The organism is Enterobacter quasimori (genome assembly GCF_018597345.1).
Taxonomy (GTDB): Bacteria; Pseudomonadota; Gammaproteobacteria; order Enterobacterales; family Enterobacteriaceae; genus Enterobacter; species Enterobacter mori.
Genome location: NZ_JAHEVU010000002.1, coordinates 61088 through 75916 on the forward strand (window position 1 = coordinate 61088; position 14829 = coordinate 75916).

Consider the following 14829-nt stretch of genomic DNA (forward strand, 5'->3'; position numbering starts at 1 on the left):
CTATTTTTTCACCGTTTCGCCGTCCTGCCAGGCTTTTTGCAGCGCAGGCCAGTAGTCTCGGTTGGCCTCGATCATCTCATCCAGAATCGCTTTCGCGTGCTCCATGGTCGGCACGGTGCGGTTGAGGGTGAACGCCTGCAGCGCTTTCTCATAGCTTCCCTCGATTGTTGCCTCCACCAGCAGCTGTTCCGAGGCGAGCTGCTGTTGCAAAAGGGTCTGATGGAACAGCGGCACCTGACCGACGCGAATCGGTTCCGGGCCTTCGGAGGTGATATAAGCGGGTACTTCCACCACGGCATCGTAAGGCAGGTTGGTAATCGCGCCGCGGTTTTCCACCATCACCAGATGGCGGCTTCGCAGGTTAAAGGCCAGCGAACGGGCGACATCGACGATAAACTCGCCGTGAACGCCCACGTGGAAGGCATCCGGCAGGATCCCGGTGCGCTTGTATTCTTCAGCTGCGGCGAACAGCTTTTTCTCGCGCCCGTCCATCACTTCATTGGCGCGGGTATAGTCCGGGTTCTGGTGCGCCACAATCTGGTTCGGCATCAGGTAATACTGCAGATACGGGTTCGGCAGATACTCCGGGAAGTTGTCCATAATCGGCTTAATGTTGCGCCAGGTCTTCACCCAGGAGGGATCGGAATGCTGCGGGTCGGTTTTGGCCGCATCTTCCGTCAGCAGGCCAAACTTCGCGATATGCTTACGCAGCGCCGGGAGCTTGTCTTCGCCGTCCACCAGCACGCGGGTAAACCAGCCGAAGTGGTTCAGGCCGAAGTAGTCGACTTCGAGCTTGTGGCGATCGACGCCCAGAATCGCCCCCATATTGCGCATCGCTGCCACCGGCATATCGCAGATGTTCAGCACCCGCGCGTTCGGGCGCAGGCGGCGTACGCCCTCCGCGACGATCGCCGCCGGGTTGGAGTAGTTCACGATCCAGGCCTTCTCGTGCGCGTAGCGATCCACCAGATCGATAAGCTCCACCATCGGCAGGATCGTGCGCAGTCCGTACGCCAGACCCCCGGGGCCGCACGTTTCCTGGCCGACCACGCCGTGACGCAGCGGGATCTTCTCATCCTGCTCGCGCATTTTATACTGGCCGACGCGCATCTGGGCGAAGACGAAATGCGCGCCGCTGAAGGCCACTTCCGGGTCGCTGGTGACGGTAAATTTGATACTCTGGCTGTGGTCGCGAATGACCTTCTCGACGACGGGCGCAATGGTGTTCTGACGCGCCTCGTCGATATCGTAAAGGCGAATTTCGGCCAGCGGGAAATCCTGGAGGCGCACCATCAGGCTTTTCACAATACCCGGCGTGTAGGTGCTGCCGCCGCCGGCAATCGACAGGATAAATGGGGGTGTAAACATCTTTAGCTCCTTTCAGAGAAACGTCTCAACGGCTTCTCGCATTTTTTTGACGTGCAGCCCGTAGACCACCTGAACGTTGTTACCTTGTTTGATAATCCCTTTCGCGCCGGTCGCCTTCAGCCGCGGCTCGTCGATGATGGCGACGTCCTTCACCGTGACGCGTAAGCGGGTGTAGCAGTTATCCACCACTTCAATGTTTTCCCGACCGCCCAGACCCACCACGATGGATTCGCCCAGCCCGTCGTTATTGCCCTTCGCCTGGTACTCCTGCTTGCTGTAGAGGCGCGTCTCCTGGTCCTCATCTTCACGGCCCGGCGTTTTCATGTTGAAGCGCAGGATCAGGAAGCGGAACACCACGAAGTAGAGGGCGAACATGATCAGCCCGACCAGGATGTACATCGGCCAGTTGGACTTCTCCGTGCCGAGCGGCAGGTTGTAGAGGATGAAGTCGATAATTCCGTTGGCGCCGATGGCGTGAACGCCCAGCAGGGAGAACAGCATCATCCCGATGCCGGTCAGCACCGCGTGCACCACAAAAAGCAGCGGGGCGACGAACAGGAAGGAGAACTCAATCGGCTCGGTCACGCCGACCAGCAGCGAGGTCAGCGCCGCCGGGATCAGAATGGCTTTCGCAACGGCTTTACGCTCCGGCTTCGCGGTCATGTACATCGCCAGCGCGGCGGCAGGCAGGCCGAACATCTTGCTGATGCCGCGCGCGTCCCACACCACGGTGCTGCTGAGCTGCTTCACGTCCGGACAGGCCATCTCGGCGAAGTAGATGTTGCGCGCGCCCTGATAGGTTGCGCCACATACCTCCTGCGTGCCGCCCAGCTCGGTATAGAGGAACGGCGTATAAACCAGATGGTGCAGGCCGGTGGGGACCAGAATGCGTTCCAGGAAACCGTAGATTGCCACGCCAAACGGCCCGGAGCCTTTGATGGCCAGCGCCAGGGCGCTAATGCCGTGCTGGGCAAACGGCCACAGTTCACTCATCACCACGCCGAGCAGCATGGAGACGGGGAGCATGACGATAGCGACAAAACAGTGGCCGGAGTAAATCGCCATCGCGCCGTTAAACTGTACGCCGGAGTATTTGTTGTACAGATACCCGGAGAGCGCACCGGTGAGGATCCCGGCAAAAACGCCCATCTCGAGTACCTGCACGCCCAGCACCATGCTTTGCCCGGCGGCCTTCATCTGGTCGGCAGGCGCAAGCGCGCCCTGCAGCTGCAGCGTGACGTTCATGGCGTTGATGAACACTACAAATGTCACCAGCCCAATCAGCGCGGCATAGCCTTTATCGCGCGTCGCCAGGCCAATCGGGATACCGACGGCAAACACCAGCGCCAGGTTAACCAGTACCGATACGGCAGATTTCGCGATGAGTTGGCCGATATTCTGAATCAGCGGATGGCCAAGAAACGGCAGATACTCGGCGAGATTACCGTTACCCAGCACGTTCCCAAAGGCGATAAACAGACCGACGATCGGTAAGATAAGTACCGGTCCGTACAATGATTTTCCGAAATTTTGCAGGGCGTTCACGGCTCGTTTCATGGCGTTCTCTCTTTTTGAACCGCGCACTCGGGGTGCGACATGGTCATAAAACTAGCAGTCTTCAGGCACGCTTATCCAGCTATCTTCTTGTTTTAAAAACAAATGACGTGAAAGGTAACATGTGACGTTACGCGCTGTGATCGCGGTTCCATCGCGGCGTAGCGGCGGGATGTCATTCTGCGAGGCGCTTTCCAGATTCTAAAATTGGACTTTTTGAATTAATGAAACTTGCGGATAATACTTATCCGGACGACGACCAACAGGCTCCATGGGCCAGGGACAAAGGATGAAACCGTTTCGCTTAGCCGCGCTCACTCTTGCGCTGCTTACCACGTTTACGCTTGTCGGCTGTGATAACAGCGACGATAAATCTCAGGCTGCGGCTCCCGCGGCATCCACCGCATCCACACCGAAAGCCGCGGAAAAGCCCACTGCTGAAACGCTGGCTAAACTCGCCGCCCAGAGTGAGGGAAAAGCGCTGACCCTGCTGGATACCTCTGAAGTTCAGCTCGACGGTGCCGCCACGCTGGTGCTGACCTTTTCTGTTCCGCTGAATCCCGATCAGGATTTCGCGAAAACCGTGCACGTCGTGGATAAAAAAAGCGGCAAGGTTGATGGGGCGTGGGAACTTGCGCCTAACCTGAAAGAGCTTCGCCTGCGTCATCTGGAGCCTAACCGCAACCTGGTCGTCACCGTTGAACGTGACCTGCAGGCGCTGAACAAGGCGACGTTCGGCATTGATTACGAAAAAGCCCTGACCACCCGGGACGTTGAACCCACTGTTGGTTTTGCCAGCCGCGGCTCACTGCTGCCGGGTAAAGTGGTGGAAGGCCTGCCGGTGATGGCGCTCAACGTCAACAACGTGGACGTGAACTTCTACCGCGTGAAGCCGGAGTCGTTAGCTTCCTTTGTCAGCCAGTGGGAATACCGCAATTCTCTGACCAACTGGGAATCCGATAACCTGCTGAAGATGGCGGAGCTGGTTTACACCGGTCGATTCGACCTTAATCCGGCGCGCAATACGCGCGAAAAATTGCTGTTGCCCCTGAAGGAGATTAAACCGCTCCAGCAGTCTGGCGTTTATATCGCGGTCATGAACCAGGCAGGGCACTACAACTACAGCAACGCCGCAACGCTCTTTACCCTGAGCGATATCGGCTTGTCCGCTCACCGCTATCACAACCGCCTGGACATCTTCACCCAGAGCCTGGAAAACGGTGCTGCGCAGTCCGGCGTCACCGTCACCCTGCTGAACGACAAAGGGCAGACCCTTGCCGAAGCGAAAAGCGACGACGATGGCCACGCAAAGCTTGAGACCGACAAAGAGGCCGCGCTGATCCTGGCCAGTAAAGACGGCCAGACCACGCTGCTTGACCTCAAGCTGCCGGCTCTTGATCTGGCGGAGTTCGACATCGCAGGGAGTCCTGGCTACAGCAAGCAATTCTTTATGTTTGGCCCACGCGATCTTTATCGCCCGGGCGAAACGGTGATCCTTAACGGTCTGCTGCGCGACAGCGACGGAAAACCGCTTCCCGATCAGCCTGTGAAGCTCGACGTGCTGCGTCCGGATGGACAGGTTGCGCGTACGATTGTCGTCAAGCCAGAAAACGGACTCTATCGTTTCAACTATCCGCTGGACAGCGGGGCGCAGACCGGCATGTGGCATATCCGGGCCAACACGGGCGATAACCTGCAGCGGCTGTGGGACTTCAACGTTGAAGACTTTATGCCGGAGCGTATGGCGCTCAACCTGACCGGGCAAAAAGCCCCGGTTTCACCGCAGGATAACGTGGACTTTAACGTGGTGGGCTATTACCTGTACGGCGCCCCGGCCAACGGTAACTCTCTGCAGGGCCAGCTCTTCCTGCGTCCGCTGCGTGACGCGGTGGCCGCGCTGCCGGGCTTCCAGTTTGGCGATATCGCCGAGGAGAACCTGAGCCGCAGCCTGGATGAAGTGCAGCTTACGCTGGACGAGCAGGGACGTGGGCAGGTTTCTACCGAAAGCCAGTGGAAAGAGGTGCACTCTCCGCTGCAGCTGATCCTGCAGGCCAGCCTGCTGGAGTCCGGCGGCCGTCCGGTAACGCGTCGCGCTGAGCAGGCCATCTGGCCGGCGGCTGAGCTGCCGGGTATTCGCCCTCAGTTCGCCAGTAAAGCCGTTTACGACTACCGCACCGATACCACCGTCAACCAGCCGATTGTTGACGAGAACGGCAACGCCAGCTTCGATATCGTTTACGCCGATGCCAGCGGCGCGAAAAAAGCGGTGTCCGGTTTGCAGGTTCGCCTGATCCGCGAGCGGCGCGACTACTTCTGGAACTGGTCTGAGAGCGAAGGCTGGCAGTCTCAGTTCGATCAGAAAGACCTGGTCGAAGGCGAGCAGGAGCTGACGCTTAAGGCCGATGAAACGGGTAAAGTCACCTTCCCGGTGGAGTGGGGCTCATACCGTCTGGAAGTGAAAGCGCCTGATGAGATGGTCAGCAGCGTGCGTTTCTGGGCAGGGTATAGCTGGCAGGATAACAGCGACGGCACCGGGGTTGCGCGCCCTGACCGGGTGACCCTGAAGCTGGATAAGCCAGCCTATCAGCCTGGCGATACCATCAACTTGCACATTGCAGCACCGGCTGCGGGCAAAGGCTATGCGATGATCGAATCCAGCGAAGGGCCGCTGTGGTGGAAAGAGATCGACGTACCGGCAAACGGGCTCGATCTTGCGATCCCGGTCGACAAAGCCTGGAAGCGTCACGATCTCTACCTGAGTACGCTGGTGGTACGGCCTGGAGATAAATCCAAATCCGCCACGCCGAAACGCGCGGTTGGCCTGCTGCATCTGCCGATGGGCGACGAAAATCGCCGTCTGAATATTGCGCTCGATAACCCGCAGAAGATGCGTCCAAACCAGACGCTCTCGGTGAAGGTGAAAGCCAGCGTGAAAGAGGGGGCCGTGCCGCAGAAGGTGAACGTTCTGGTCTCGGCGGTGGACAGCGGCGTGCTGAACATTACCGATTACGTCACGCCGGATCCGTGGCAGGCTTTCTTCGGCCAGAAGCGCTACGGCGCGGATATCTACGATATTTACGGCCAGGTCATTGAAGGGCAGGGCCGTCTGGCCGCGCTGCGCTTTGGTGGCGACGGGGATGAACTGAAGCGCGGCGGAAAACCGCCGGTGAACCACGTCACCATCATTGCCCAGCAGGCACAGCCGGTCACGCTGGATGCCAACGGGGAAGGCACAATTACATTGCCGATTGGAGACTTCAACGGCGAGCTGCGTCTGATGGCGCAGGCCTGGACGGAAGAGGATTTCGGCAGCAGCGAAAGCAAGATTATTGTGGCCGCGCCGGTCATTACCGAGCTGAATACCCCGCGCTTCCTGGCAAGCGGAGATACCTCGCGACTGACGCTGGATATCACCAACCTGACCGACAAGCCGCAAACGCTGAACGTTGCCCTGACCTCTACCGGCAAACTGGCGCTGGAAGGCGCACAGCCGCAGCCGGTTCAGCTGCCTCCGGGTGCGCGCAGCACGCTGTTTATTCCGGTGCGCGCGCTGGACGGTTATGGTGACGGTGAAGTGACCGCGCAGGTGACAGGTCTGCAGCTTCCGGGCGAGACCTTCGCCCCGCAGCAGAAGAGCTGGAAAATCGGCGTGCGTCCGGCGTTCCCGGCGCAAACGGTGAATACCGGTGCCATGCTGAACCCGGGTGAATCCTGGACCGCACCGGCGCAGCACAGCAACGGCTTCTCGCCTGCCACCCTGCAGGGGAAACTGCTGCTGAGCGGCAAACCACCGCTCAACCTGGCACGCTATATTCGCGAACTGCAGGCCTACCCGTACGGATGCCTGGAGCAAACCACCAGCGGCCTGTTCCCGTCGCTCTACACCAACGCGGCGCAGCTGTCGGCGCTTGGCATTAAGGGTGATACGGACGATAAACGCCGTGCAGCGATCGATATTGGTATCTCCCGTCTGCTGCAAATGCAGCGTGACGACGGTGGTTTCGCGCTGTGGGATAAAAACGGTCCGGAAGAGTACTGGCTGACGGCCTACGTGACCGACTTCCTGGTGCGCGCGGGCGAGCAGGGCTACAGCGTGCCTGCTGATGCAGTGAATAACGCCAATAGCCGCCTGCTGCGCTATCTGCAGGATCCAGGCATGATGTCCATTCGCTATAGCGACGATACGCAGGCCAGCAAATTCGCCGTGCAGGCCTATGCCGCGCTGGTACTGGCGCGTCAGCAAAAAGCACCGCTGGGCGCGCTGCGTGAAATCTGGGATCGTCACGGTCAGGCGGCATCTGGTCTGCCATTGATGCAATTGGGCATGGCGCTCAAACTGATGGGCGATGCCCCGCGCAGCCAGCAGGCGCTGGACCTGGCGCTCAAAACGCCGCGCAACGACAGCAAAAACTGGATGGCCGATTACGGCAGCCAGCTGCGTGATAACGCGCTGATGCTCTCCCTGCTGGAAGAGTACAAATTGCTGCCGGAAGCGCAAAACGCTCTGCTCAATACCTTATCTGAAGAAGCGTTCAGCCAGCGCTGGCTGTCAACGCAGGAGAGCAATGCGCTGTTCCTGGCAGGACGTTCGCTGCAAACCTTGTCTGGTGCGTGGCAGGCAACGACCAGTCTTTCAGAACAAGCGCTGAGCGGCGATAAATCGCAGGTGCAAAACGTCAACGGTGACCAGCTTGGCGCGCTGCAGGTGACTAACACCGGTACTGCGCCGCTGTGGGTGCGCCTCGACAGCACCGGTTACCCTGACTATGCCCCTCAACCGAGCTCGAACGTGTTGCAGGTCGAACGTCATATCCTGGCAACCGATGGCAGCAGTAAATCGCTCTCTTCACTGAAGAGCGGTGAACTGGTGCTGGTGTGGCTGGAAGTTAAAGCCAGCCAGAACGTGCCGGACGCGCTGGTGGTGGATCTCCTTCCTGCGGGTCTTGAGCTGGAAAACCAGAACCTGGCGAACAGCAGCGCCAGCCTGCAGGACAGCGGTAGCGAAGTGCAGAATCTCCTCAGCCAGATGCAGCAGGCCGATATTCAGCACATGGAATTCCGCGACGACCGCTTTGTGGCTGCCGTGCCGGTAAACGAAGGTCAGCCGGTCACGCTGGTCTATCTGGCCCGTGCCGTGACGCCAGGAACCTACCAGGTGCCGGTGCCGATGGTGGAGTCTATGTACGTTCCGCAGTGGCGGGCAACGGGGGCGGCCAGCGGCCCGCTGATTGTTGTTCCGTAATATGCGAATGGCACGTTTGACACGCTCCCGCTGGCTGTGGCTGGCGGGAGCGCTTCTCGTTTTATGGGGGCTGATTGTTGCCGCTGACCGCCTGTGGCCGTTGCCGCTGAAAGAGGTTAACCCCGCCCGGGTGGTGGTGGATGAGAAAGGCACGCCGCTGTGGCGCTTTGCGGACAGCGACGGGATCTGGCGCTACCCGGTTACGATCGAAGAGGTCTCTCCCCGTTATCTTGAGGCGCTGATCCAGTATGAAGATCGCTGGTTCTGGGATCATCCTGGCGTAAACCCGCTCTCTGTCCTGCGTGCCGCCTGGCAGGATCTCAGTTCTGGCAAAGTCGTCTCTGGCGGCAGTACGCTCACCATGCAGGTAGCACGCCTGCTGGATCCGCATCCGCGCACCTTTGGCGGTAAAATTCGTCAGCTCTGGCGGGCGATGCAGCTGGAGTGGCATCTTTCCAAGCGCGACATTCTCACGCTCTATCTCAACCGCGCACCCTTTGGCGGTACGCTGCAGGGCGTAGGGGCTGCAAGCTGGACCTATCTCGGAAAACCACCATCGCAGCTCAGCTATTCCGACGCGGCGCTGCTGGCGGTGCTGCCGCAGGCACCGAGTCGATTACGTCCGGACCGCTGGCCTGAACGGGCTGAAGCAGCGCGAAATAAAGTGCTCGACCGTATGGTCACGCAGGGCGTCTGGTCTGCGAAGCAGGTCAAGGAATCGCGGGAAGAATCGGTATGGCTGGCGCCCCGACAGATGCCGCAGCTGGCACCGCTCTTTGCACGCATGATGCTTGGCAAAAGCCGCGACACTAAAATTGTCACCACGCTGGATGCCGGACTGCAGCGGCAGCTGGAAGAGCTGGCGATGAACTGGAAGTCCCGACTTCCTGCGCGCAGTTCGCTGGCGATGATCGTCGTGGATCATACGGACATGAAGGTGCGCGGCTGGGTCGGATCGGTGGATATTAACGATGACAGTCGTTTCAGCCATGTGGATATGGTCAATGCGATCCGATCCCCGGGATCGGTGTTAAAGCCCTTTATCTACGGTATGGCGCTGGACGATGGCCTGATCCATCCCGCCTCGCTGCTCCAGGACGTTCCCAGAAAAACCGGTGATTATCGGCCAGGGAATTTTGACAGCGGGTTTCACGGACCGGTCAGCATGAGTGAAGCGCTGGTGCGCTCCCTCAACCTGCCCGCGGTTCAGGTACTGGAAGCCTACGGGCCAAAACGATTTGCCGGTATGCTCAGTAACGCGGGGTTGCCGCTGATCCTGCCCGCGGGGGCGCAGCCGAATCTCTCCCTGATCCTCGGTGGGGCAGGCGCGCGGCTGGCAGATATCGCCGCTGCCTACAGCGCTTTTGCCCGACACGGTAAGGCGGGAAGGCTGCGGTTACAGCCGGGCGATCCGCTGACTGAACGTCCGCTGTTGTCACCGGGCTCGGCGTGGATTATTCGCCGTATTCTGGCCAATGAAGCGCAGCCGCTGCCGGATAATGCGCTACCGCAGGTTGCGCCGCTGGCGTGGAAAACCGGCACCAGTTACGGCTACCGTGATGCCTGGGCCATCGGTCTGAATGCCCGCTACGTGATTGGCATCTGGACCGGACGACCGGACGGCACGCCGGTGGCGGGGCAGTTTGGTTTCGCCAGTGCGGTTCCGCTATTAAACCAGGTCAATAACCTGCTTCAGTCGCGCTCAACGGTAGACGAAGCCCGCCTGCCGCGCGATCCGCGTCCGGCAAGCGTCGGGCGGGGCGTGATCTGCTGGCCGGGTGGCCAGCCGCTGCCGGAAGGCAGTGAAAACTGTCGACGTCGCCTGTCGACCTGGCTGCTGGAAGGCAGTGAACCGCCCACGCTGCTGTTGCCGGAGCAGGAAGGCATACGCGGCATTCGTTTCCCGGTCTGGGTGGATAAAACGGGCAAACGTGTGGCCGCAGATTGCCCTGATGCAACTGAAAAAGTCCTGGACGTCTGGCCGCTGCCGCTGGAGCCGTGGCTGCCTGCAACCGAGCGTCGCGCGGTGCGGATCCCTCCTTCATCCACAACATGTCCTCCGCTGTCGCAGGACGCACCTGCGCCACTCATCCTGACAGGCGTACGCGAAGGGGCCGTTATCAAACGTCTGCCGGGTGAATCCCGCGTTTCGCTGCCGCTTCAGGCGACCGGCAACAGCGGTGAGCGCTGGTGGTTTTTGAACGGTGAACCGCTGAGCGTGAAGGGAAGGGTTTACACATTACAGCTTGATAAATCGGGCGATTATCAGTTACTCGTTATGGATGAGACCGGGCAGGTCGCGACGGTGAATTTTACGCTGCAGTGACCTGAAAACAGCTTTCAGATGTGAGCTGTTGCTAAAACTCGTCTTATTTTAAAAAAATGTTACCTGAATCCATAGGCAATGGCGCCATTGCTCATTATAATCCGCGCCACACCATACTCAGGTATGCAAAACAACAGAACATTGACAGAGGTTATCATGGCTATTGAACGTACTTTTTCCATCATCAAGCCAAACGCGGTGGCAAAAAACGTTATTGGCAGCATCTTCGCTCGCTTTGAATCAGCAGGGTTTAAGATCGTTGGCACCAAAATGCTGCACCTGACCGTTGAACAGGCTCGCGGTTTCTACGCTGAGCACGAAGGTCGCCCATTCTTTGACGGCCTGGTCGAGTTCATGACCTCCGGCCCAATCGTGGTATCCGTACTGGAAGGCGAAAACGCAGTACAGCGTCACCGTGACCTGCTGGGCGCAACCAACCCGGACAACGCGCTGGCCGGTACTCTGCGCGCTGATTATGCGGACAGCTTCACCGAGAACGGCACCCACGGTTCTGATTCCGTTGAGTCTGCCGCGCGTGAAATCGCGTTCTTCTTCGCAGAAGGCGAAGTGTGCGCTCGCACTCGTTAATATTTTCGTAAATGCCGCGTGCAAACGTGGCATCCCTGCGTCAGACTTTGTACAATGCAACGCCCCGGACGAGCAGACTGCTTTCCGGGGCGTTTCTTTTCAACCCTCCACGGGCCATAACGTGTAACAACGAGGCCGGATAAAATTATGTCTGAATTAGTGAATACCTCCGAAGTCGCCATTCCTGCGGTTCCAAATAAAAATGGAAAAATCAACCTGCTGGATCTGAACCGTCAGCAGATGCGCGAGTTCTTCAAAGATATGGGTGAGAAACCGTTTCGTGCCGACCAGGTGATGAAATGGATGTACCACTACTGCAGCGACAACTTTGATGACATGACTGACATCAACAAGGTCCTGCGCAACAAGCTCAAAGAAGTGGCTGAAATCCGCGCACCGGAAGTGGTGGAAGAGCAGCGTTCGTCTGATGGCACCATCAAATGGGCGATTGCCGTTGGCGATCAGCGCGTCGAGACTGTCTATATTCCGGAAGATGACCGTGCCACGCTGTGCGTCTCTTCTCAGGTAGGATGCGCGCTGGAGTGCAAATTCTGCTCTACCGCGCAGCAAGGCTTTAACCGTAACCTGCGCGTGTCTGAAATTATCGGCCAGGTATGGCGTGCGGCAAAAATCGTGGGTGCAGCGAAAGTGACCGGCACCCGTCCAATCACCAACGTGGTGATGATGGGGATGGGTGAGCCGCTACTGAACCTGACCAACGTGGTTCCGGCAATGGAAATCATGCTCGACGACTTCGGTTTTGGTCTGTCCAAACGCCGCGTCACGCTGTCTACTTCAGGCGTTGTGCCTGCGCTGGACAAGCTGGGCGACATGATTGACGTTGCGCTGGCAATCTCCCTGCACGCGCCAAACGATGCGATCCGTGACGAAATTGTGCCGATCAACAAAAAGTACAATATCGAAACTTTCCTGGCCGGCGTGCGCCGCTACCTGGAGAAATCCAACGCCAACCAGGGCCGCGTGACCATCGAGTACGTGATGCTTGATCACGTCAACGACGGTACCGAGCATGCGCATGAGTTGGCAGAATTGCTGAAAGATACGCCGTGCAAGATTAACCTGATCCCATGGAACCCGTTCCCGGGCGCGCCTTATGGCCGTAGCTCGAACAGCCGTATCGATCGTTTCTCTAAAGTGTTGATGGAATACGGATTCACCACCATCGTGCGTAAAACGCGTGGTGATGATATCGATGCCGCGTGCGGACAGCTGGCGGGTGATGTCATTGACCGTACCAAACGTACGCTGCGTAAACGCATGCAGGGCGAGACAATCGCGGTCAAAGCTGTTTGATTATTATGCAGTCACGGCGCACGATCTGCGCCGTGAAGCATAATCTTACTGAATAATCAGTCAGATTCGTGATGTTTGATTAATAATTACGGTGCGTTTCATATGACTTTCGGGCAGTATGTAACGACGTAACAACAGTTTAGCCAGGCGGGCAGAGCTGCACTGTCATCTACCGGCTGACAGTCTTATACTGTCTGTTCAAGGTTAACTGACCAGAAGTTTCGCGGTGCGGGTGGCATTGTGACTCACCGGCACCTGAACCCTTATTTTTCACGTACCAGTAGTTGTAGCGAATGAATACTGAAGCCACTCACGACCAAACTGAAGCACTCTCCACTGGCGTTCGTCTTCGCAACGCCCGTGAACAACTCGGACTCAGCCAGCAAGCCGTTGCAGAACGCTTGTGCCTGAAGGTTTCCACGGTTCGCGATATTGAAGAAGATAAGGCGCCTGCCGATCTGGCTTCAACATTTTTGCGCGGTTATATCCGCTCTTACGCAAAACTGGTGCATATCCCCGAAGAAGAATTACTGCCAATGATGGAGAAGCAGGCACCGGTCCGTGCAGCAAAAGTTGCGCCGATGCAGACCTTCTCTCTGGGCAAACGCCGTAAAAAACGTGACGGCTGGCTGATGAGCTTTACCTGGCTGGTGCTGTTTGTGGTGATTGGCCTGACGGGCGCATGGTGGTGGCAAAACCACAAGGCGCAGCAGGAAGAGATCACCACGATGGCCGATCAGTCTTCTGCCGAGCTTAATCAATCCGGCAATGACAACGCACAGAGCGTGCCGTTGAACACGGACAGCGCGGCACCGTCCAGCGAGCCGCAAACAGCTGCGACCGATGCCGCTCAGGCTCCGGCCACCACGCCTGACGCCGCAGCAGCCACGCAGGCGCAGGATCAGAACGCGGTTGTTTCTCCTTCACAGGCCAATGTGGATACTGCCCCTGCGGCGACGGCACCAGCGGATAATACTGCTTCGGCACCCCTGCCTACCGACCCGGCAGCCACTGCGACACCTGCAGTCGATCCTAACGCGCTGGTGATGAATTTCACCGCGGATTGCTGGCTGGAAGTGACTGACGCCACAGGCAAAAAGCTGTTCAGCGGCCTGCAGCGTAAAGATGGCACGTTAAACCTAACGGGTCAGGCACCTTACAAACTTAAAATCGGCGCTCCGGCAGCGGTACAGATCCAGTATCAAGGAAAACCTGTCGACCTGAGCCGCTTTATCAGAACTAACCAGGTTGCGCGTCTTACCGTTAATGCCGAACAATCAGCAGCACAGTAACAGACGGGCAACGCGGGAGATTTTTCATGCATAACCAGGCTCCGATTCAACGTAGAAAATCGAAACGGATTTACGTTGGGAATGTGCCAATCGGGGACGGGGCACCCATCGCCGTCCAGTCGATGACCAATACGCGCACCACGGATGTGGAAGCAACGGTCAATCAGATCAAAGCATTAGAACGCGTAGGCGCGGACATTGTTCGTGTCTCCGTCCCGACGATGGATGCCGCCGAAGCGTTCAAACTCATCAAGCAGCAGGTCAGCGTTCCGCTGGTTGCTGATATTCACTTCGACTACCGCATTGCGCTGAAAGTCGCTGAATATGGCGTCGACTGCCTGCGTATTAACCCAGGTAACATCGGTAACGAAGAGCGTATCCGCACTGTAGTGGACTGCGCCCGCGATAAAAATATTCCTATCCGTATCGGTGTGAATGCCGGTTCCCTGGAAAAAGATCTGCAGGAAAAATACGGTGAGCCAACGCCGCAGGCGCTGCTCGAATCCGCTATGCGTCATGTCGATCATCTCGATCGTCTTAACTTCGATCGGTTCAAAGTCAGCGTAAAAGCGTCCGACGTGTTCCTTGCCGTAGAGTCCTATCGTCTGCTGGCGAAGCAGATCGACCAGCCACTGCACCTCGGGATCACCGAAGCGGGCGGCCTGCGTAGCGGTTCTGTGAAGTCTGCGATCGGTCTGGGTTTGCTGCTCTCTGAAGGGATCGGCGATACGCTGCGCGTCTCGCTGGCGGCCGATCCGGTCGAAGAGATCAAGGTCGGTTTCGATATCCTGAAATCGCTGCGCATCCGCGCCCGTGGGATCAACTTCATTGCCTGCCCAACCTGCTCGCGTCAGGAGTTCGACGTGATCGGGACGGTAAATGCGCTTGAGCAGCGCCTGGAAGATATCATTACCCCGATGGACGTCTCCATCATCGGTTGCGTGGTGAACGGTCCGGGTGAAGCGCTGGTGTCAACCCTGGGCGTGACCGGCGGTAACAAGAAAAGTGGTCTCTATGAAGATGGCGTTCGTAAAGATCGTCTGGATAATAGTGACATGATCGACCAGCTCGAAGCACGGATTCGTGCCAAAGCCGCCATGATGGACGAGACGCAACGCATCAACGTTCAGCAGGTTGAAAAATAA

8 protein-coding genes are annotated in these 14829 nt (G+C 58.1%); 6 read left to right on the forward strand and 2 right to left on the reverse strand.

The window, feature by feature from the left end:
- Positions 1-1368 carry a 6-phospho-alpha-glucosidase gene (locus KK102_RS08750; RefSeq protein WP_024908648.1) on the reverse strand — a complete coding sequence of 456 codons (1368 nt, stop codon included), beginning with the start codon at positions 1366-1368 and terminating at the stop codon, positions 1-3.
- A gap of 12 nt (positions 1369-1380) precedes the next feature.
- The gene (locus KK102_RS08755; protein ID WP_126544246.1) at positions 1381-2925 is read right to left on the reverse strand and encodes a PTS transporter subunit EIIC; all 1545 of its coding nucleotides are present in this window, start codon (positions 2923-2925) and stop codon (positions 1381-1383) included.
- Positions 2926-3211: 286 nt separating this feature from the next.
- Here KK102_RS08755 and KK102_RS08760 point away from each other — a divergent pair, with 286 nt between their 5' ends.
- The 6 genes from KK102_RS08760 (at position 3212) to ispG (ending at position 14829) form a co-directional block, all read left to right on the forward strand.
- Positions 3212-8164, forward strand: a complete 4953-nt coding sequence (locus KK102_RS08760) for an alpha-2-macroglobulin family protein (protein ID WP_216357387.1) — start codon at positions 3212-3214, stop codon at positions 8162-8164.
- Position 8165: 1 nt separating this feature from the next.
- Positions 8166-10490, forward strand: a complete 2325-nt coding sequence (gene pbpC / locus KK102_RS08765; protein ID WP_216357388.1) for a peptidoglycan glycosyltransferase PbpC — start codon at positions 8166-8168, stop codon at positions 10488-10490.
- A 156-nt stretch (positions 10491-10646) separates the two neighbouring features.
- Entirely contained in the window at positions 10647-11078 is a 432-nt protein-coding gene (gene ndk, locus KK102_RS08770; protein ID WP_010433958.1) for a nucleoside-diphosphate kinase, read from the forward strand.
- Between the two features lie 147 nt (positions 11079-11225).
- The gene (gene rlmN, locus KK102_RS08775; RefSeq protein WP_089597809.1) at positions 11226-12392 is read left to right on the forward strand and encodes a dual-specificity RNA methyltransferase RlmN; all 1167 of its coding nucleotides are present in this window, start codon (positions 11226-11228) and stop codon (positions 12390-12392) included.
- 293 nt (positions 12393-12685) lie between these two features.
- Positions 12686-13684: a cytoskeleton protein RodZ gene (gene rodZ / locus KK102_RS08780; protein ID WP_216357389.1), complete on the forward strand. Its 999-nt coding sequence runs from the start codon at positions 12686-12688 to the stop codon at positions 13682-13684.
- A gap of 26 nt (positions 13685-13710) precedes the next feature.
- Positions 13711-14829 carry a flavodoxin-dependent (E)-4-hydroxy-3-methylbut-2-enyl-diphosphate synthase gene (ispG, locus tag KK102_RS08785; protein WP_216357390.1) on the forward strand — a complete coding sequence of 373 codons (1119 nt, stop codon included), beginning with the start codon at positions 13711-13713 and terminating at the stop codon, positions 14827-14829.